General features: G+C 37.6%; 17 protein-coding genes. 3 read left to right on the top strand and 14 right to left on the bottom strand.

The genetic code is table 11. The features are described from left to right. The first annotated feature begins 218 nt into the window (after positions 1–218). The gene (locus AC58NB_RS13010; protein WP_497427270.1) at positions 219–1,307 is read left to right on the top strand and encodes a GntR family transcriptional regulator; all 1,089 of its coding nucleotides are present in this window, start codon (positions 219–221) and stop codon (positions 1,305–1,307) included. Between the two features lie 153 nt (positions 1,308–1,460). Here the strand turns inward: AC58NB_RS13010 and dhaQ are convergent, their stop codons facing one another. Further along, entirely contained in the window at positions 1,461–2,459 is a 999-nt protein-coding gene (gene dhaQ / locus AC58NB_RS13005) for a DhaKLM operon coactivator DhaQ (RefSeq protein WP_497427269.1), read from the bottom strand. A gap of 19 nt (positions 2,460–2,478) precedes the next feature. Then, positions 2,479–3,036, bottom strand: coding sequence for a dihydroxyacetone kinase transcriptional activator DhaS (gene dhaS / locus AC58NB_RS13000; protein ID WP_497427268.1), 558 nt, complete (start codon positions 3,034–3,036; stop codon positions 2,479–2,481). A 175-nt stretch (positions 3,037–3,211) separates the two neighbouring features. On the opposite strand from dhaS, the gene dhaK reads away from it, so the two are divergent. Further along, complete coding sequence (gene dhaK, locus AC58NB_RS12995) at positions 3,212–4,969, top strand: dihydroxyacetone kinase subunit DhaK (RefSeq protein WP_497427267.1); 1,758 nt, start codon at positions 3,212–3,214, stop codon at positions 4,967–4,969. 201 nt (positions 4,970–5,170) lie between these two features. On the opposite strand, the gene AC58NB_RS12990 is transcribed toward dhaK, so the two are convergent. From AC58NB_RS12990 to AC58NB_RS12970, 5 genes are all read right to left on the bottom strand, one after another. Continuing rightward, on the bottom strand, positions 5,171–5,491 hold the full coding sequence (locus tag AC58NB_RS12990) for a hypothetical protein (RefSeq protein WP_497427266.1): 321 nt from the start codon (positions 5,489–5,491) through the stop codon (positions 5,171–5,173). Positions 5,492–5,664: 173 nt separating this feature from the next. After that, a complete protein-coding gene (locus AC58NB_RS12985; protein WP_497427265.1) occupies positions 5,665–5,874 on the bottom strand; it encodes a hypothetical protein in 210 nt (69 codons plus the stop codon). 117 nt (positions 5,875–5,991) lie between these two features. Continuing rightward, entirely contained in the window at positions 5,992–6,345 is a 354-nt protein-coding gene (locus AC58NB_RS12980) for a hypothetical protein (protein WP_497427264.1), read from the bottom strand. 236 nt (positions 6,346–6,581) lie between these two features. After that, a complete protein-coding gene (locus AC58NB_RS12975; RefSeq protein ID WP_497427263.1) occupies positions 6,582–7,001 on the bottom strand; it encodes a universal stress protein in 420 nt (139 codons plus the stop codon). A gap of 12 nt (positions 7,002–7,013) precedes the next feature. Beyond that, complete coding sequence (locus tag AC58NB_RS12970; RefSeq protein ID WP_497427262.1) at positions 7,014–8,441, bottom strand: SulP family inorganic anion transporter; 1,428 nt, start codon at positions 8,439–8,441, stop codon at positions 7,014–7,016. 166 nt (positions 8,442–8,607) lie between these two features. On the opposite strand from AC58NB_RS12970, the gene AC58NB_RS12965 reads away from it, so the two are divergent. Continuing rightward, the gene (locus AC58NB_RS12965; protein ID WP_497427261.1) at positions 8,608–9,108 is read left to right on the top strand and encodes a recombinase family protein; all 501 of its coding nucleotides are present in this window, start codon (positions 8,608–8,610) and stop codon (positions 9,106–9,108) included. 545 nt (positions 9,109–9,653) lie between these two features. On the opposite strand, the gene AC58NB_RS12960 is transcribed toward AC58NB_RS12965, so the two are convergent. The 7 genes from AC58NB_RS12960 to AC58NB_RS12930 all read right to left on the bottom strand — a co-directional run bounded on the left by AC58NB_RS12960 (position 9,654) and on the right by AC58NB_RS12930 (position 20,395). Then, positions 9,654–11,177: a glycine betaine uptake BCCT transporter gene (locus tag AC58NB_RS12960; RefSeq protein ID WP_497427260.1), complete on the bottom strand. Its 1,524-nt coding sequence runs from the start codon at positions 11,175–11,177 to the stop codon at positions 9,654–9,656. Positions 11,178–12,999: 1,822 nt separating this feature from the next. Continuing rightward, a complete protein-coding gene (gene rlmD, locus AC58NB_RS12955) occupies positions 13,000–14,382 on the bottom strand; it encodes a 23S rRNA (uracil(1939)-C(5))-methyltransferase RlmD (protein WP_497427259.1) in 1,383 nt (460 codons plus the stop codon). Continuing rightward, entirely contained in the window at positions 14,354–15,256 is a 903-nt protein-coding gene (locus AC58NB_RS12950; RefSeq protein ID WP_497427258.1) for a DNA-3-methyladenine glycosylase family protein, read from the bottom strand. Before AC58NB_RS12950 ends, rlmD begins: the two co-directional genes overlap by 29 nt. Positions 15,257–15,334: 78 nt before the next feature. Beyond that, complete coding sequence (recQ, locus tag AC58NB_RS12945; RefSeq protein WP_497427257.1) at positions 15,335–17,479, bottom strand: DNA helicase RecQ; 2,145 nt, start codon at positions 17,477–17,479, stop codon at positions 15,335–15,337. Positions 17,480–18,152: 673 nt separating this feature from the next. Beyond that, the gene (locus AC58NB_RS12940; protein WP_497427256.1) at positions 18,153–18,956 is read right to left on the bottom strand and encodes a hypothetical protein; all 804 of its coding nucleotides are present in this window, start codon (positions 18,954–18,956) and stop codon (positions 18,153–18,155) included. 261 nt (positions 18,957–19,217) lie between these two features. Then, on the bottom strand, positions 19,218–20,033 hold the full coding sequence (gene pdaA, locus AC58NB_RS12935; protein WP_497427255.1) for a delta-lactam-biosynthetic de-N-acetylase: 816 nt from the start codon (positions 20,031–20,033) through the stop codon (positions 19,218–19,220). A 158-nt stretch (positions 20,034–20,191) separates the two neighbouring features. Then, positions 20,192–20,395, bottom strand: coding sequence for an SE1561 family protein (locus AC58NB_RS12930; protein ID WP_497427254.1), 204 nt, complete (start codon positions 20,393–20,395; stop codon positions 20,192–20,194). Between the last annotated feature and the right edge of the window lies 1 nt (position 20,396).

The following is a 20,396-nucleotide window of genomic DNA, read 5'->3' as shown; positions in this document are numbered from 1 at the left end:
ATACAAATTTCATAATTTTAATCCTTTTATACTAGTAGCCCCCTGAAAAACTAATATTAGTTTTCCTGATAACTATAAGAGAAACTAAAGATTTTACGATTAAATTGGGTTTTAAATTACTTGTTTAATTTCTCTCTAATACCAAGTAAAATATGTACATACAACTATTTCGAATAGATCGGATAGGGATCAAGCAACTTTGAAGGAAGTGGGCAATCATGAAACCAAAATATCAAGTCATCATCGATGATATAAAAAGCAAGATTCTTTCAGAAGATTACAGTGTTGGTGAACAAATCCCTACAGAAGCTGCCCTCCAAGAAATATACGAGGTGAGCCGACAAACCGTTCGTAAAGCCATTTTAGAGCTATCAAATGAGGGATTCCTAAGGAGTGAAAAAGGTTCTGGCACTTATGTCAGTAACCAGTACCAAATAAAATCAGGTGGCCACTCCAACACAAAAACAATTGGGGTCATTACAACTTATATCTCTGATTACATTTTCCCCTCCATTATTCGTGGAATCGAAGGAAGATTAAAAGAAGAGAATTATTCATTGCTATTAGCCAGTACGAATAATGATGTTGAACAAGAAAAAAAAGCGTTGGAAATGATGTTGTCTTTTGGCGTGGATGGTTTGATCATAGAGCCTACGAAAAGCAATTTATATAACCCTAATATTTCATACTACTTATCATTTAAAGAACAAGAGGTTCCTTTTATCATGATCAATGCTTACTATGAGGAATTAAGCGTTCCTTTTCTTTGTCTTGATGATGTTCAGTCCAGTTACCTTGCAACAAAGGAATTAATTTCAAAAGGACATACCGAAATCGGTCTCATATCAAAATCAGATGATTTACAAGGAAAGTATCGAATGAAGGGATATATAAAAGCACTCGGAGAAGCAAAATTAGGATTTCGTCCTGAGCATGTGCTTACATTCGATACAGAAACAAAGCCGCTATTATCCACTAATTTGAGGAAGTACCTAACAGAAAATAGTGATTTGTTAACAGCTATTGTTTGCTATAACGACGAAGTCGGTTTAGAAGTAGCAAATGTTTGCAAACAACTGGATATATCCATTCCGGATAAATTATCGATTATTGGGCAAGACAATTCCTATATGGCCCAAAACGCTACGATTGCTCTGACAACCTTAACACACCCGCAAGAACAAATGGGACGTGATGCGGCTGATTGGGTTATTAAGAAATTACAAGGAAAAAAGGATTTACCCAATGAAACCTATTATCAACCCATGTTAATTAAAGGAGAAACAGTAAAAGAGTTAAAAGTATAATGGACATAATGGTACCTATACTTCAGTTCATCTAGCATTACTTACACAAACAAAAAGCCCAGTTTATGCTCTTCTAAGATGAGCATAAACTGGGCTTTTACTCTTTTATTCCTACTTATGATTTATCCTTTGAGACTGCCAATTTAGATCTTACTACCAGTTGGCTACTTCTACCTCTGCTTTTAACCACTTTTCCCAAAGGGGATCGTTAATTTTAAGTAAACTTAATGATATGCCTTTCATATCTAAGGACGTTAAATGGTTTCCAACTTTCACAAATCTAATATCTAAGTCTTCGAGTTCGCATAAACGTCGGATGTCATTGGTAAAGATGTACTGTTCCATTAACGGTGTTGCCCCTAATCCATTCACCAGAATGGCAAATTGCTCCCCTTTTTTCCAACGATAAATACTTTTTAGTTTATTCATCAGCTCTATCGCCAATATTTCAGAGGAATGAAATACCTCTTTTCGGTATCCTTTTTCTCCATGAATCCCAATACCATAAAAGACTTCATTGTCCTGCAATATAAATGAGCTTCTTTCTTGGTCAGGATGGTTTACCGGTGAAAATGCAACACCCAATGTATGTAAATGGCTAACGACAGACTGACCAATATCTGTTAATTGATTTAGAGAATAGCCTTCACGCGCAGCAGCCCCTAAAATTTTATGGACGAAAACGGTACCGGCAACGCCTCGTTTCCGCTTATTAAAGGAATCATCGTCTTCAATGGAAACGTCATCACTTACAATGACATGATCCACAGTCCAGCCCTCTTTTTTGGCAATGGATTCAGCCATCAGGAAACTATCCAAATCAGCTTTAAAATTTTTAATTATGAGCAGGACACCCTTATTTTTATCAACCATTCGAATGGCAGCTACTATTTGTTCAGTCGTTGGCGGAGTGAAAATCTGCCCATTAACCGTAATCGAGAGCATTCCTTTCCCTACATAGCCGTAATGTGCCGGTTCGTGTCCGCTGCCGCCACCGCTAATGATGACAACATCTTCTCGCATTTCTGTCAGGTCTCTCCGATAAACAAGATCATGTTCGGTCTCATAAATAATCCTTTCTTTATGTTCAAAACAAAATCCAGCTAACATATCCCTTACCACATGCTGAGCATCATTGATTATTTTTTTCATTTTTATTTCCTCTCGCTGCTCATTCCTGCAAAAATGGCAGTAATTGATCATTTATCATATTTTTCATCAAGGACGACATCGTAGATAAATCGACCTTGCAATCATTCTCAATCCACTCTTTTATTATTCCTACAAACCCATGGCTATAAAAAGAAGCCATTAATCGTTTCCTTTCATCAGAAACGATTATATTACTTCCCTCCAAACGTTTGGTAATAATTTCGAGATACAAATTCTTTGTGTGTTCAAATAAATACTCATTAAATGAATTTTGTTCTTCTACTTTAAATGCATTTTGATAGAAGCGCCGATTCTGACTGAAGTATTCCAATAACAAATTAAAGATATTCTCCCACTTTTCATATCCAATAAAGTCCGTAATGTTTTCTTTCGTTTCTTCTTTATAAATCCAGCCAAGCAATTCATATTTATCTTGAAAATGATAATAAAATGTTTGTCTTCGTATCTCACAGTTTACCATAATATCACTTACTGAGATTTTGTTAAAAGGCTCGGTTTCCATTAATTCTTTTAAAGATTTTGCAATTATTTTTTTTGTGATAATCGATGAGGTCATAGATACCTTCCCTATTAAAATTGTAATTCAATTATACATAAATGATATATTTACGGCTATTTTGACAAATCCGGGTTATTGTCCGTTTACTTTAAAACGCTTACATTATATTGTTAATAGCATGAATAAATTTAGCAAGACTACCATTTTTTAATAAGAATAGGAGGCAATACAAGTGAAAAAGATTATAAACAAACCCGAGAATCTCGTCATGGAGATGGCAAATGGACTAATCATGGCACACCCTGAACTCGAGTTTCTTAAAAACTATAAAATCATTAAGAAACGAGTAATTAATGAAAACAAAGTGAGCCTGATCAGCGGTGGGGGCAGTGGGCATGAACCTGCACATGCAGGATTCGTTGGGAAAGGAATGCTCGATGCTGCAGTCTGTGGGGATGTATTTGCTTCTCCATCTCAAATACAAGTGTATCAAGGAATCAAAGCAGCTGCCGGCCAAAAGGGAGTTCTGATGATTATCAAAAATTACAGCGGTGACATCATGAACTTTAAAAATGGGGCTGCATTGGCTATAGAGGATGGTATTCAAGTAGAATATGTCCGGGTTGCAGACGATATCGCGGTAGAAGACAGTCTGTACTCTGTAGGGCGCCGTGGCGTAGCCGGAACTGTACTGGTTCATAAAATCGCTGGAGCAGCTGCTGAAGAAGGCAGAGACCTTATGCAAGTGAAAGAAGTTGCAGAAAAAGCTGCTGAAAATGTAAAAAGCATTGGGGCAGCTCTCACTTCCTGTACCGTACCAGCTAAAGGAACTCCTACATTTAAATTAGGAGAAAACGAGATTGAATACGGTGTCGGCATTCATGGAGAACCCGGAATTAGAAGAGAAAAAATGATTTCTGCAGATGAGCTGGCAGGACAAATGATCAATGATCTTCTAAAGGATTTTGGAATAGATGGGGATGAATTAACTGAAATAGCTGTTCTTGTAAATGGCTTTGGAGGTACTCCACTTCAAGAACTCTATCTATTTAACAATTCCGTTATAAGAGAAATGAATAAAAGAAATATTCCTGTTTATCGAACCTTTGTCGGCAATTATATGACAAGTATTGATATGGCAGGAGTATCCCTAACCATCATGAAACTAGATGATGAGCTAAGAACATTGTTATCAAGCGAATGCTCTGCTCCTGCATTTAAAGTAGATGGGCCTGTTGAAATTGTTCAGTATACCGACCCTATTGAAGAACTCGAAGAAAAGACCGTTTCATTCGATACAGAGACAATCGAAGAACATGCTGTAATCCAAGAGAATGTAATTACCCTAGAGAACATCATCTACCTTATTGATAAAATGAGTGAAGTCATTATTCGAAATGAGGTACCATTCTGTGAACTTGACTCCCATGCTGGGGATGGAGACTTTGGTATGAGTGTGGCTAAAGGATTCAAGCAATTAAAGCGTGAATGGAGCTCTATCTTAAATCAGGAACCATTAACAATCGGGAATTTTCTGGATGCATGCTCGATAGTCATCATGGAATATTGCGGAGGTGCGTCCGGTCCAATTTGGGGTTCTGCATTCCGTGCAGCAAGCAAAGCCGTTGGCGATAAAAATCAGTTATCCATCGAGGAGTTTGCTAATCTACTGCAGGCAGCTGTCAAAGGAATACAAGTGACTGGAGAACGTTCCTTTGGAAGAGGTGCAGTCGTAGGGGATAAAACTCTGATCGACGCCTTAGTTCCATGTGCTGACATTTGGTCTGAATGTGCAAAATCCGGTATAGACTTTAAAACTGCATTTGAAAAAGGGGCAGCAGCTGCCGTTGAAGGAGCTAAATATACAGAAACGATTGTTGCGCGCATGGGACGTGCTGGTACAGTCGGTGAAAGAAGCCTGGGTTATCCTGATGCTGGAGCCTATGGGCTCGGCGTTATTTTCACAGAGCTCTCTCGCAGTCTAAGATAAACCTTATCTATAATGCTTATTACTGAATCAACCTAAAGGGCTGCAAAGTTTGCAGCTCTTTTCTATTATTTAGACAGGACTGTTGCATATGACTAAAAACAAACAGCTTATCTGCTGTTGATCCACTAAAGCCCCTGATCAGTTAACATTTGCTAAGTCCTCTTTTACTTCATTGTTTTATCTTTTAGGGCAGCTAAGAATTTAGTTCTCCCTTTTTTTCAAAAGTTGCAAACTCCCTTTTTTCTGTTCCCTAAAATCCTCTAACCGTCTAGGAACATTAGTTACTCCGTGATATCTTGCATAAAATTCTTCCCACGGTTTTCCATCCAATCGATAATATTTTTCCAGTATATCTATATAAGTAAACAATGCCTGTTCCACCACAATTTCAGATAAATCATACTCGCTTGGCAATTCCATATCCAATTTTTCGCATAACAATTTTTGTATTCTCTTTGCATACTTTATCTGTCCTACGGATACATCAAGATTCTCATATTCCTCTTTAATGCTCACAATCATTTAATTCCTTTCTGATTAGTAATTCGCTACAATTAATAACCTAATTATAATTAAAAGTATATAATCGACAATAGCTTCTATTATATTAAGATAATTTGCAATTTATTTTCTATTTTTATTCTTGACTATATGTATGAACTTTATTTCATTTATATTGTTTAGTACTAAAAATACTAATTCCAGATACAACACAGAGCAATAACAGTAATAATAATCCAATCCAATGTAAGCCATATTTCTCCACCATCAACAATATCAGGGCTTAAACCATACTCATCTACAAAAATCCCAAAATAATTTAAGTGAAATAAGTAATGAAAAAAAATTAACACGAATACAGTAATTTCGTTTTCCCACTGTAAAATCCCCTTTTTATCTATCACAGAGATTCCCCCTTATAAAATTCCCTTTAAATAGCCACACACCACTCTAAAACTCTGGCAAACAGAAATTTTTCCATCTATAAAAAGTCTTCCATTCAAAAAAGAAAATAAGTCAGTTCAGGAAACACTATTCATGATAAATAAATATACTATCGCAAATACAAAGGCTACAACCATCATCAAAATACCTTGAGCTTTTAATAGAATGTTCATTATAGGCACTTGTTTATTTGAAGAATATTCTTTAGCAAATAAGAGATTTAATGGGATACAAAATAGGGAAAAACAAAAACCGACACTCCAGCAGATTAAAACAAATTGAAAGAAGAGTGGCAGATTCGTTTCAGAAAAAATAATGATTATACTAAATAAAGGAACACCACACCAAAATCCAAATGTAAGAAACAATATCATTAACGCGGCAAGAAAAATAAATATATTTTTCTTTATTGAATGAAAATAGATTTTCACTTTTATCCCTCCTAAGAAAAAGCACCTTTATTTCACCATATGTTCCAATACAGGTTGTTTAATGCCTAAAAGAAAAGGATTAGAATGTTGAAATAATCGGGGAGAGCGCTCAACCTACCTTTATTTTACATTATTTAATTCAGTAGCAATAACCATAAAAAAAGTAATCTTTAGACCAAATAAAAACGCAAAGGCAGTTAATACCTTTGCGTTCACTTAGGTTCTCTAGCAGTGGATTATTTCACAATTAAAGCAGGACAGGTAACCCGTTTTATGACTTTGTGGCTGACGCTTCCCAATACCATTTCTTGAAGACTATTTAATCCGCGGCTGCCAATCACGACAAGATCAACAGATTTTTCATTAGCATAACGGATAATCTCAGGACCAGGGGTTCCTTTTAAAATAGTTATTTTGATTTTCACGTTGGCTTCTTTGATCAGCTTTTCAATAGCAGCAAGCTTAGCACGGCGTTTAAGTTCTAAGCTTTCAGCTGAGTTTGCATGCAAAACCTCATTTTTAGCCTTATTAAAATCAATCACATAAACAACCTCTATTAATGAATCGGCTGTTGCACCAGCCAATTTCACAGCCTCATGCGCCGCTCTCAACGAATTTTTAGAACCATCAGCTGCCAATAAAATATGTTTATACATTATTTACCCTCCTTAATGTCCACTTGATAATTCCCAAAGCTTGTTATACAGTTGCTTACTTGTTGGATTCATCCCTTTGAGTGTAACCGCTACATCTTGCTCTTCCAGTTTATTCACTACCTTTACAATCGATCCAACCGCTGATTCATCCCAAAGATGACTGCTTGAGAGATCAATCGTAACTTCTTTTTCATCCACATTCTCAAATGCCTGGACAAAATGTTGTGTAGAGGCAAAGAATAATGGACCTTCCACGATATATACAGAGCCTTCCTTATGCACGTTTACTTTCGAAATTCTGCCAACGAAGAAAAGAGCACTAAGAACAACTCCAATCACAACACCAATTGCCAGGTTATCTGTATAAACCACAATTCCTACAGTAAGTACCATGACAATTGCCTCTGTACGAGGGGCAGTAACCATATATTTGAATGATCCCCAATCAAATGTCCCAATACTAACCATAATCATAATCCCAACCAGGACTGGCATTGGTATTTTAACCACTAAATCCCCAAGGACAATAATGAGGAACATCAAAAACAAGCCTGCTACAAGAGTAGATAAACGTCCTCTTCCTCCTGATTTCACATTAATAACCGATTGACCGATCATCGCACAACCAGCCATACCTCCAAAGAATCCATTGATAAAATTAGCGATTCCCTGCCCGCATGCTTCACGAGTTTTATTGCTTTTCGTATCAGTCATATCATCTACAATTTGTGCAGTCAGCAAAGATTCCATCAACCCAACGATTGAGAGCGCAATGGCATAGGGTAAGATGATTTGAAGCGTTTCTAAGTTAATTGGTACGTTAGGCAATAGGAATGACGGAAGACTTTGAGTGATAGTTCCTAAATCTCCAATTGTCTTCATATTCGCACCGGACCAAAGGGCCGCAATAGTTAATAGAATAATAGCAATTAGGGGAGCTGGTATCGCCTTAAAAAACCTTGGTACCGTGTAAACAATCAGAAGAGTCAGAGCAACATATAAATAGGTAATCCATCCCCCACCCCATATATGTGGAACTTGAGCCATAAATATCAGGATGGCGAGAGAATTCACAAAACCAATCATGACAGAATTAGGAATAAAGCGCATCAGCTTAGCAATTCCCAGTACCCCAAATAAGATTTGGATAATACCGGTTAGAATAGTGGCTGCCAATAAATAATCTAATCCATGATCTGCAACCAAATCGCCCATTACAAGCGCCATAGCCCCTGTTGCTGCGGATATCATCGCTGGTCTGCCACCAACAAATGCAATAATGACAGCGATACAAAATGATGCATATAATCCAACCATAGGATCGACGCCCGCAATAATCGAGAAAGCGATCGCTTCTGGTATTAATGCCAGTGCTACAACAATCCCCGATAATATATCTCCTCGTATATTACCGAACCATTGTGTTTTTAAAGATTGCATATTTTAACCCCTTTCGTTATAGTACATATAAACGTCCCATAATCAGACTGTTTTGGGACAACATTCCTTATCTTATCACGTGTATTCCCAAAAAGGAAATGTTTTGGGAAAGCGAGGAGAAAACATGATATATGGTTACAAACGCCCTATTGTGGGTGATGAAGATATGAAAAAACAATTGATCAATATTAAATATGATTCGTTATTTATAGAGGGTCATCCTTATGCTAAAAACCGCAGTCAACTGGAAGAATTGTTCATGCACCTACAATCTGGAGACCAACTCATTGTCCAGAGCCTTGTTGTTTTAGCAGATTCGTTGCACCAATTAGTTGACGTTCTGCGTATTGCAGATAAAGACAATGTTGAAATGATTTTTTTGGAGGAGAACCTAACAAACCGTACCATGCCAAAAATGGATTTTTCCCATTTGGCTGCCTTCTTTGCTGAGCTACAATCACAATGTTTACGCCATAGTACAACCTTTGGCTTACAAGGGGCCAAAGAGCAAGGCAAAATGATTGGACGCCCCAAAAAATCGAATGAGAGTTTAGAGCAAGCTTTTCAAATGTACGAAAGTAAACAATATACATTACAGGACATTAAAGAAAAAACAGGGATTAGTAAATCCACATTGTATCGCTATATAGATGCCATGAATCAGTAAATGTAAAACAACATCTCATTGATTCAAAAAGAATGCTCGTAAGCCACCAATATAAGATCCAGAGAGATTGAGACTCCCTGGGTTTTTTACTCTAATGAATTTAGGTATGCTTTTCACTAAAAAATTACCTATCATCTAATAGATCAATTAATTAATGCCAGTAAGGAACGTCCTTATATGAACTAACCACACATTTAACCACTCTTTACTATCTTAAATTAACAGTTTTTCTTCTCCGGAATATCAGCACCTCCTAAATCAATGAAACTTGATAACCAGATTTCCTTTCTTGATTTACTCTCCCATTAATTTACTTCCTCTTTCATCTGTTTATTTTTAAATTTGACCTTATGAATCTTCCTCTTTTTTTGTTTTTGAACACACATAATATAAATAACAAATGAAAAACAGCCCCTAAGAAGGAGCTGCATTCTATATTGATTGCTTCTATAAAAAGAAACGTTTCTTACTTATAAAACCCTGCTAATGGACTCAGAGATTATTTCTCTTTACAATCTTCATAACAAATGGTAAATGATCATAGATTAAACATCTGTTTTTTTCTTTAATGGTTTAGGTTTGATATTTAGGCCAAGCTCCTTTTTCTCTTTTGCTAAAGATCGATAAAGAGAGATCATCATTAACACTATAATAATAGAGAATGGAAAAGCCGCTATAATTAGTGAATTTTGAAGCGCCTGTAACCCGCCGCTATATAAAAGAATTAGCGCAATAGCCGATTGTGCAACTCCCCATGTTAGTTTTACGGAATTTGGAGGTGTGAGAGAACCGTATGTGGTTTGCATTCCCAACACAAATGTAGCTGAATCCGCAGATGTAATAAAAAATGTAGATATGAGCGTAATCACAATTATCGAAAGAATAGTAGACCATGGCAATTCACTCAAGACTGCAAATAAGACCTCTTCCGTGGCAAAGCCTGTTAAATCAATATTCCCTGCACTTTGGACATCAATTGCAGAAGTACCAAAAACAGAGAACCATATAAAGCTCACGAGAGCAGGCAGCAATAAAACACCGGTGATAAATTCTCGAATTGTCCTGCCTTTTGACACACGAGCTATAAATATACCGACAAAAGGAGACCATGAAATCCACCATGCCCAATAGAAAATGGTCCAACCGTTTATCCATGAACGATGTTCCTCATTAAGAGGAGCAATCCGGAAACTCATTTGAACAATATTTTGTATATATCCACCAATTGTATCGGTAAACATATTTAATGTCAGGATGGTTGGCCCTGCAATAAATATTAAAATAAGTAACACAAGAGCCAAACCGATATTTGCATTACTTAAATATTTGATTCCTTTTCCTAAGCCAGACCAAGCTGAAATCATAAACAGTACTGTAACCACAGCTACTATTATAAATTGGATAGTAAAGTTTTTTGGAATTCCGAATAAGTATGATAAACCACCATTAATTTGAACTGCTCCAAACCCGAGAGTGGTTGCAACCCCAATGACTGTAGCAAAAACTGCTAGTACATCAACAACCGTCCCCAGTGGCCCTTCCATTCGCTTTCCAAATATCGGTTTTAAAGTTGCCGAAATTAAACCCGGCTCATTTTTTCGGAACTGAAAGTAAGCCAATACAAGGGCTACTATCGCATATATTCCCCATGCATGAAGTCCCCAATGAAAAAACGTATACCTCATAGCCTCTTTTTGTGCCTCAGGTGTACCTCCTTCAGCCAACGGAGGAGTTAAGAAATGCGATAACGGTTCTGCTGCTCCCCAGAACACAAGGCCGATTCCCATTCCTGCACTAAATAGCATGGCAAACCAGGTACCCTTCGAAAACTCAGGCTTGTCCTCAGGCTTACCCAGCTTTATAGCACCAACCGGGCTAAATATAAGATAAACACAGAAAACTACAATGATCGTAACTAATATCAAATAATACCAGCCGAAGGAATTCGTAAGAAATGACTGAAAGTTTGCTGTTGCTTTTTCAAAGCTTTCTGGAGCTAACACACCATATAAAAGAGCTGCCAACACAATCCCTAAAGTAATCCAAAAAACGTTCGATACTTTTTTCATCAAATGTTCCTTTCTTTTAAATCTGTATTTCTAATCCCAAGTTTTTACATCATACATCAAACTGTTTAGAACCAACAGCAGTTTTTAGGTAAACCAGCATTCAACCTCTCAGTTTATACGCGCATCCAATCTATCAAAAGATAAGTTGAAATTGTGTTACCTAAACATAACGCAGTAGTTATAGTAAATTATTAATCTATTACCTTCTAAATACATTACAGGGTAGACAATAACTAAATTTAACTCTTTATCAGACAGATACCTTACTAGGATGAGGTTCAGTTACTGTTATCTGTTAGATGATTATTAGAGACCACGTATCATCCAGTACTTGCAGACAGAAAATCGTTCTTCTCTGCATCTATGCCCATCCGTGAGACATAAGCAGACTCGTCAAAGGAATACAAAGGTATATCCTACTACTCAGAATGCTAGATCTTAGTGCTTCTACCCTAAACAATTTTATTAAATGGATACAAATTCAAGATAAACTACCCAATCTACACATAAAACAATATTCCTTATATTATTCTAGTATAAACATTCACAAAACTCTAATTCAAATATTTAGGGCTGGTTCATACTAAACTAAATATAATTTGTTTGGTTACAAAATAATTAAAAATACCTAACCCACAGATCCTTCAGTTTAGTTATTGCATATACAAAAGAACTTTGCATCTGTACAGTATCCCAAAGCTAAAAGAAAAAAACTAATTCATAGGATGTTTCTCCACAGCGAAACAATTTTAAAACAAGAGAAGTACATAGGGGAAAATTAGTATGTAGAGTTAAAACGAAACAAAAAAGAAACAATTACTAGAATAATAAATGCATTAAGCAAAAATAGGCTGGCTTAAGTTCAGTACAATACCAAACTCAAACCAGCCAATCTGCTTCATAATAAAAACACTCACTTTATGGGATCACTACCAGAGTTCCTTTTTATCATCACCTTTCTTTAGCAATGTACAATCATCAAATTTAACCCTTAGATATATTTATTAGACACCAAAAATACACATAACTTTTCACGTAACTAGCTTACTATTCATGTTGATATCTTACTTTTTCCTTTGCCCATTCTGCGGACACGATTTACGCCACCTATCAAGGCTGGTATTAAGATAGGCAACATTACAAAGCTTAATAAATAAAAGTAGTCCAAGAATCACAATCATTGCCACTTGATGATTTCATGTCCGTCTGTTTCTCTTTTTCATTTATGTTGAACTTTATATGGAGTGGGAGAGAACTAAATAGATAATGTCTCATACATACAGATGAGCTGCACATTCTTTTTCTTTTTATCCTGTAGCAGAGGGTTGATTGGCATTAGAGATGAATGGAAGTGGGTACTTTCCTGCTGGATCATGAGGAATGAAAACTGAAAAAAGCCCGGATTCGTATCGGATGGAACCTAGGGAGATATTGAAAAAGACCCAAAAATTCGGAAAACTTTATTTTGTATAGGAAAACTATTTTATGGTTACACCTTCTGTTAAACATTAAAAAATCCTTGCTTTTTCACCCCTTCTCAACCCGCATTCCACCGGTCGAGTTAAAATAAAGTTTTGCTTCGAAACCCCCATTTTGGACTTTTTTTGAATCAAAAATGACCGTTTTTTTTTCCTGTTTTTTCACCGTTTTCTCGGCATATTAAATAAAGTTTTGGGAAAATCACCTGTAGAGAATTTGGAAGGAATCCAGATGGTACAAGGGTTTGAACACGAAAAGACCCCGATTTCGCAAGAGATTATTCATACGAAAACAGGGTCGATTAGCAAATGTTTATTTATGAGGCAACGAGTTTATTAATTGGTTACACCTTCAACATAATCTCTACAACACATTCAACGTGGGAAGTTTGTGGGAACATGTCTACTGGTTGAATATATTTTGGTCTGTATTTTTTGCTTAGGTAGTCCAGATCCTTGGCCAGTGTGGATGGGTTACAGGATACATAGACGATTTTTCTTGGACGTGTTCGCAGAATGGCATCCATTAGCTTTTGATCCAAGCCGCTTCTTGGTGGATCAACGACAACGACATCCGGTCTCCAGCCTTCGCGCAGCCATTTAGGCATGAGGACTTCCGCTTTGCCTACTTCATAGCTGACGTTATCCATGTTATGCTTCTTAGCGTTTTGGATGGCATCTTCAATCGATTCCGGAATGACATCCATCCCACGGACTTCTTTACAATAATCTGCAAGCCATAGTCCAATGGTTCCCACTCCGCAATAAGCATCTACCACTCGTTCATGACCATGAAGGCGGGCTGCTTTTTTCACTTCATCATAGAGCTTCACTGTCTGAACCGGATTCAATTGGAAGAAGGTACGTGCGGATAGCTCATAAGATAGATCGCCGAGTTCTTCTTCAATTGCTTCCTCTCCCCAGAGGTGAATGGTCTTTTCACCGAATACTAGCGGAGTCTGTTCTTTATTCACGTTTTGAACAATTGAAACCACTTCCGGTAAGCGTTTGTTGATTTCTTCAATGATTTGGCGCTTCTTAGGTAGCTTTTCAGAAATGGTGATAATCACTACTTGGACTTGGTCTGATGAGAAACCAACACGGGTTACGACTGTTTTAACGATCCCGCTTTTCTTCTTCTCATCATAGGCCGGCAATCCAAATTCCTGCAGGATATCTAGTACCGTACGGGTAACTTTATTTGTCGCATCATGCTGAACGATACAATTTTCGATATTAATCAGATCATGAGTGTTAGCCGCATAAAGACCAGCAATCAGTTCTTGTTTCTCATTGGTACCTACCTGGAATTGATTCTTATTACGATAATTCCATGGATTTTCCATACCAATTGTTGGACGGATATCTACATTGCTGGCATCAAATTTGCTATGACGCTCCAATGATTGAATAACAATATCACGCTTTTCCTTCAATTGTTGGCTATATTCTAAATGCTGCAATTGGCATCCGCCGCAAACGTCATAAACCGGACATGGTGCGTCAACTCGATGCGGTGATGCTTTTTTTATCTTTCTCACAAGACCTTCCGAATACTTCGGATGGACCTTCGTAATCTTTACTTCTACAATTTCATCCGGCAGAGCACCTGGTACAAATACGACTTGGCGTTTATAGTAGCCGACTCCCTCACCATTTATACCAAGGCGTTTAATTGTTAGTAAGATCTCTTGTCCTTCACGGACTAATGTTGCCTGTTCGTTCATCCATATTCCTCCGTTTTTCAATGCTTCTCCATAAGTAAAGCGTGGCGTAGCTTAAATAAGGGTGCCACTCCTTACTGAATTGCTCCATCTCTTCCATTGTTGGCTTTCGTTCTAAGTTATATAGCAACTTAATGGCATTTTGAATACCAATATCTGCTTTTGGAAATAAATTCGGACGGCCAAGGCCAAATAACAGGAAGTTTTCCGCAGTCCACCTGCCGACACCACGAATACTAGTTAATTCTGCTATAATTTCTTCATCCGTCTTTGTGCACAACTCTTCCAACCTGAGTTCACCACTTGCGACTTTTTCTGAAAGACCAATCACATACTCCGCCTTCCTGCCGCTGAATTTCATTCCTTTTAGCTCATCCACCGTCAGAGCAGCAGTTGTTGCTGGGGATGGATAAAACCATACTCCATCCTTTTGAAACCCATAGGTTGTGACAAAATCCTTCGTCAATCTCTGGGCAAACGTCATATTTAGCTGCTGGTGAATAATGTTTTTTACGAGGCAGCTGTATAGATCAAATTCCAAAATAAGCGGGGTTCCACGATGGAGAGTAAAAATGTCCTTTAGTTCTGTCCCTCCAAAATGGGCATGTATATCAGAAAGTGGTAGATGCCACTGAAAAATCTCCATTAAACGATTGGTAGCTAGTGTCTGTTCCTCTTTTCCGGTAATCACAAAAGCCGGTTCATCGACATTCCCAATCGCTTGAACGGTATATACATTCGGCTTTCCGTGAATCAGTAAGGGGACATGAATCAATCGATTACGGTAATCTATTTCATACAAAGGATCAAGACCGATCCTTTCCAATACAAGGTCAAAATCATAGGGAGCTTCTACATGGATGGTTTCTTTCCACATCACTATCACTCCTTTGCAGACTAGTCCCGTTATTATAACAGGTTTTACTGCGAAATGGGTACATAGGAAAACGGCCCATCAAATCGGAGCCGTATCCATTTTCTTCTTCAATAGCACCGCCTTGATAGCACTATAGCTGATTTCATCAGGAAGCCTTTCTTTTATTGGCTTTAAAAATTCACTATCTGACTGCTCAATAGCCTGCAAAATCTGTTCTTCCTCATCAGGCGAAAAGAAGAATTTCCAATCAAACGGCAATCCTTCCTCTACACAACGGAGCAAGTGGCCTTCAACCGTAATTGGAGACAAGTCTCTCTCCTTTGCTATGTCCTTCAATGTATGCCCTTGTTTATATAATTCGTACGTATCCAAATGTGAATTAGCTGATCCAGCCTTTGCTTTTTTCACTGCCGACTTGTTCTCAACTGCCACCGCAACCGATGCCTCATATTCATTTTCTTTTAAAAATCCACTGATTGCTTCAACAAATCGAACACCATATTTATCAGCCTTTTGGGCACCGACTCCCTTAACTTCAAGGAAGTCATCCGTAGTCTGCGGCAGTTTTACACACATATCATGCAAAGCTTGATCGGAGAAAATTAGATATGGAGGTACTTTTTCCTTACCTGCAATTTGTTTTCGAAGGTCACGCAGTACTTCAAATAAAGGATCATCTTTTGAAATGGTTGCAATACGCACATCTTCTTTTCTCATTACCGTTCGTTTACCGAGCAATACTTCCTTACCGGCAGGCGTTACAAATAAAAGCGGATATTGCCCGCCTGTGATTCCAATCAATTGTTCAGAGGTTAGAAAATCAATAAAATCAGCTACCTCTTTCGTTGATTGACTTTTCATCAGCCCGTAAGTAGATAAAGATTGAAAGTTCTGTTCAAGCAATTTTTTATTGGATGAACCTGTTAACACTTGAGCAATCATTGTTTTTCCAAAACGTTCACCTGTTCTGATCATACAGGATAATACCATTTGCGCATCCTTTGTTACATCCTTGGTGCTTCGTTCATCCAGACAATTAGAGCATCGTCCGCAATCCTCTGCCTCCAATTCACCAAAATAGTGCAGAATATAGGACTGCAGGCAGCCTTGTGTATGGCAATAATCACGCATTTGATAGAGCTTTTGCAGCTCTTGATTTTTATGATTCTCGTCCCCAAAGGATTGATCGATCAAGAAACGCTGAACCTGTACATCCTGCTCAGAATGAAGCAAAATACATACACTCGACAATCCATCACGTCCGGCACGGCCGGCCTCCTGATAATAACTTTCCATATTTTTAGGCATTTGAGCATGAATCACATAACGTACATTTGATTTATCAATCCCCATACCAAACGCATTGGTTGCGATCATGATGGAAATTTCATCGCTCAGAAATCTACTTTGCTCCATGTCGCGTTCAGCACTTGATAGACCCGCATGATACCTACCAACTGCGATGCCTTTTTGCTGCAGGCGCTCATATAGGTGATCCACTGTTTTCCTTGTAGCACAATAAATAATCCCTGATTCTTGTTTATTTTTCTTTACATATGCATCAATATATTTTTGCTTATTTTGTCCCTTTACGACCTGGAAGCTTAAGTTTTCCCGTTCAAAGCCGGTTATGACTGTACGTGATTCTTCAATATTCAGGGACCCGCGTATATCTGCCTGTACCCGCGGAGTAGCGGTTGCAGTCAAGGCCAGAACAACCGGATTTGAATCCAATTGTTCAGCTAATGATTGGATGCGTAAATAACTCGGACGGAAATCATGTCCCCATTGTGATATACAGTGAGCTTCATCGACGGCAATTAATCCAATCGGCAATTGGCGGATTTCTTCTATAAAACCTTGGGATTCAAGTCTTTCTGGTGCGAGATATAAAAGCTTATAAGCACCCTGCTGGATATCATACAAACGATCATTCACTTCACTCGCGGTTAGGGAGCTATTAATGTAGGTTGCGGGAATTCCTGCCTGATCCAGTGAATCTACCTGGTCCTTCATGAGAGAGATTAATGGAGAAATAACGAGGGTAACACCCGGTATCATCATCGCCGGGATTTGATAACAAATCGATTTACCTCCACCTGTTGGCATAATTCCAAGTGTGTCAATCCCTTGTAATACCTGCTCAATAATCCTGGCTTGTCCATCACGAAAATGATCATACCCAAAATACTTTTTTAAAAGAGAGCTCGCTTCTGTAAGCATACATTCCCTCCTCCGTTCATTTATCATTCTACCTTTCATTATAGCTTATCTGCCTCTAACTATTCTAGTAAGGCAGAACTGCAATAAGCGTCGAATCACCCAAAAATTTAATATTACGGTAAAACTGAGCAGCCAATGACCGAAGGCTCCCCTAATGCTACCTGATTCCCTTTATTCCTATTCAAAATGAAACAACTCGAAATGAAGGATATACAGAAACCCCTTTTAATCGGTACTTATCATCATAATACATTACTGGATCATTCCCTATTGGTTCCTATGGGGAAATTGGTGAATTTTATTTAGGAAGGCCAAATAGAGCGAGGAATCTTTCATCCTAAATTAAAAGACAGATAGTACTGAGAATAAACCTTCCGCTCTCTTTACTATCTGTCTTTTTCTATTCTCGATTATAAATAGCAAATACTATCTAATCAGGAGGTTGTGTACACTTAGGAGAATCTTCTTTTATTTCTTTTCACATTTTCATCAAAGAAGAATCTGTAATCCATTGAGTCTATCAACCATTCTTCGCCTTCTCATTATAGATCAGCGTAACTTCATAGGTCTGACCTTGATTTTCAAGTTCAGGAGTTGCGCTCTCATAATAGCAACATGACTTTTTATAAGAGCAATAACTTTAGCCCGCCAAGCATCTGAAAATGAATGATAATTAATATCCACCGATGTATGACTGAATAGTAGTGATGAGTGAATCAAAAAGCATTTCTCCCATAATTAGTATGACAAGAAAAGTGAGTATGTAAGTCAACAAAGTTCCATATACGGCATCCAAGCCTTCACCATGTGAACTTTTTTTATAGAATGTAATAAGTACAGGAACAGCGATATAGACGGATCCAATTAAACCAATTGCCAGGAAATAAACAAATAGACTTACTTCTAAAATGGACAGGACAAGTCCGATAGTGAGTATAAAAACAAAAGGAATAAGCAACAGTCCAAATCTCGAAAACACTTCTTTAAACGTTACATTTACTCGTCCCAATTTGATAGACATAAAAGTAAAAACAGCTACCAATAACATAAATATTGCAAAAGCAAAAAATGGCTTTATGACGACGTCCATAAACGGTAGAGTAATATCAAAAGTTGTTCCCAAACTGAAAGAGCCCAAGCTGCTTATGATTCCTTTTATTCCGAAGTAAATCATTAGCGGTATGAACAAGCAGTATAAAATAAACGTGATAATTGCATAAAGAAAATGTTGATTTTCCATGGAAGCATGCAGACTCGCATATGGTTTTTTCACTACATCCATAAAATAGGTGAGATATTGTTTAGATTGTTCCTTTGTCTTTTTTAAATAATCTTCTGTCTGAGAATCCCCTGTACTTTCATTGGTTTGACCATTAGGTTGTTGCGCAACACTTTCTGGCGCTTCAACCAACCGCGTGCCACAAATTTCGCAAAAATTTCCTCCTTCATTTTCATGACTACAATTTGGACATTTCATCTGATTCTCTCCTTTTCTCTATAGAACTAAAAGTCAGGCTACCTTACACTATTAGTAGGTATTTAGACCTATAAAATATTATATAAATTTTCATCCTCTTTATCACTGCTTTTGAACAAAAAATCAAAAAATTCAAAATAGGTAATCCAGATAAGTAGAGGACAATCTCGGAAATTATTCTGATGTCCTCTCTTCACCATAGTCTTCTAAATGCTAAAAACCGCTCACTAAAACGTAAGCGGTTGGTTTAGGGGGATATCATCAAATTTTTATATCTGATTGTGGCTTTTGTGGTGCCTGTTGTGGTTTTTCACAATTTATATCGTTCAAGCTTTTAAAGGTATATCCTCTCTTTTTTAAATCCGTGATGACTTGGCCCAAAGCTTCTGCATTATCTTTCGATACAGAATGTAGGAGTAATATGGCTCCCGGATGAATTTGGGCCATAATCTGATCATAGGAGTGTTTCCACCCCTGCTGACGATTTACATCCCAGTCCAGGAAGGCAACCGACCATAAAATATGCTTATACCCAAGATTATTAGCTGCCTGGAGCGTACGTTCACTAAAGATTCCACGAGGTGGTCTTATATAGGCCATTTCTTTTTGCCCCGTGATTTCCTCTGTTTTTTTCTTAACCTTATCCAATTCCTCGGCTATTTTCTCATCTGATACCTGTGTAAAGTCTGGATGACCCCAGGAATGGTTACCGATTATATGCCCTTCCTTCGCCATTCTTTTCACAAGAGGTTCGGCTGTATTCAAATAATGCCCTGTTACAAAAAAAGTAGCCGGTACTTTATGTTCCTTCAATACATCCAGCACTTTTTCCGTGTATCCATTTTCATATCCATTATCAAACGTTAAGTAAATCTCTTTCTTGGTTGTGTTTACTTTATAGATCGCTCCATATTTTTCAACAACTGCATTATATTTCGGCCCCGCATCTGCAGGTTGTTCATTCTTACCTTTATTAAATCCCCAATCATACCGAACATTTGAAATCGCCTCCGCGACACCAAAGAATGTACCCGAAAGTATGATGGCGGATAATCCGGTGATAAGCCATTTTTTCACTATTTTCCCTCCTGAATATACATTAATAAGGATAGTTTTAATCAGAGTATGGGAATTTATGCAGCCGTTTAGTTAATGAATTTAGATGTAATAAGGAAATATTCATAAGTAAAAAGGCAAATCCTACGCTTAATAGGATTTGCCTCATAAAAAACTACTTATGCATTCTCCGGATTTGTGTCCGGTCGATTTTGAAAGCTTTGAAACTTTTCTTCGATTGAATCTACGATTTCAATCAGGCGGTCTATATCTTCAATATCCGCTGTTTCAGGCTCTATACGGTCTAATACTTCCATAAATAATTCAAGTCTGTCTTTTAAGTATTTTACTTGTTCATCTTTGTTATAAATTGGTGTTGTCAAA

It is taken from the genome of Pradoshia sp. TA40_28 (assembly GCF_059694525.1).
Note: the sequence above shows the minus strand (reverse complement) of the source record. Positions and strands in the feature narration are given on the sequence as shown.

Excerpts from the sequence above, each read along its gene's own strand:
- AC58NB_RS13010 (WP_497427270.1), top strand. The coding sequence starts at position 219 with ATGAAACCAAAATATCAAGTCATCATCGATGATATAAAAAGCAAGATT.
- dhaQ (WP_497427269.1), bottom strand. The coding sequence starts at position 2,459 with ATGAAAAAAATAATCAATGATGCTCAGCATGTGGTAAGGGATATGTTA.
- dhaS (WP_497427268.1), bottom strand. The coding sequence starts at position 3,036 with ATGACCTCATCGATTATCACAAAAAAAATAATTGCAAAATCTTTAAAA.
- AC58NB_RS12990 (WP_497427266.1), bottom strand. The coding sequence starts at position 5,491 with ATGATTGTGAGCATTAAAGAGGAATATGAGAATCTTGATGTATCCGTA.
- AC58NB_RS12975 (WP_497427263.1), bottom strand. The coding sequence starts at position 7,001 with ATGTATAAACATATTTTATTGGCAGCTGATGGTTCTAAAAATTCGTTG.
- AC58NB_RS12970 (WP_497427262.1), bottom strand. The coding sequence starts at position 8,441 with ATGCAATCTTTAAAAACACAATGGTTCGGTAATATACGAGGAGATATA.
- AC58NB_RS12965 (WP_497427261.1), top strand. The coding sequence starts at position 8,608 with ATGAAAAAACAATTGATCAATATTAAATATGATTCGTTATTTATAGAG.
- AC58NB_RS12960 (WP_497427260.1), bottom strand. The coding sequence starts at position 11,177 with ATGAAAAAAGTATCGAACGTTTTTTGGATTACTTTAGGGATTGTGTTG.
- rlmD (WP_497427259.1), bottom strand. The coding sequence starts at position 14,382 with ATGAACGAACAGGCAACATTAGTCCGTGAAGGACAAGAGATCTTACTA.
- AC58NB_RS12950 (WP_497427258.1), bottom strand. The coding sequence starts at position 15,256 with ATGTGGAAAGAAACCATCCATGTAGAAGCTCCCTATGATTTTGACCTT.
- recQ (WP_497427257.1), bottom strand. The coding sequence starts at position 17,479 with ATGCTTACAGAAGCGAGCTCTCTTTTAAAAAAGTATTTTGGGTATGAT.
- AC58NB_RS12940 (WP_497427256.1), bottom strand. The coding sequence starts at position 18,956 with ATGAAATGTCCAAATTGTAGTCATGAAAATGAAGGAGGAAATTTTTGC.